This window comes from Gordonia sp. N1V (assembly GCF_029269935.1).
Taxonomy (GTDB): domain Bacteria; phylum Actinomycetota; class Actinomycetes; order Mycobacteriales; family Mycobacteriaceae; genus Gordonia; species Gordonia polyisoprenivorans.
Genome location: NZ_JARJDD010000091.1, coordinates 1 through 308, shown reverse-complemented (window position 1 = coordinate 308; position 308 = coordinate 1). Strand labels below are relative to the sequence as shown.

General features: G+C 66.9%; 1 pseudogene. It reads left to right on the top strand.

Features of this window, described 5'->3' with window-relative positions:
- Positions 1 to 107, top strand: a pseudogene (locus P3L18_RS28235) (HNH endonuclease); the annotation flags it as partial.
- Positions 108 to 308 lie beyond the last annotated feature (201 nt).

Sequence of the window (308 nt, the reverse complement as noted above, 5' to 3'; positions counted from 1 at the left end):
TCGACCGACACCCCTGGCTGATCCCACCCGCCAGCATCGACCCGAAACGACGACCAGTGCCGTCGTATCACCGCCGGACCATGCGACTCGACGACGCAGCAGCCTGACCCACGCTGCCCCACAACCTGATTCCCCGCACCCGGCCTGGCCGGGACCGCATCTGTTGTTTGAGAACTCCATAGTGATAGTCCCCTCCCGATGGTCGAGGTGTCGTGCCCGTGGCTCAGATACCCATCGGCACAACAGGTCTCGCGGCTCGTCGCTGGCGCTCCTCGGCACCTCGACCACCGGGCGGGAAGGGCCCGTCC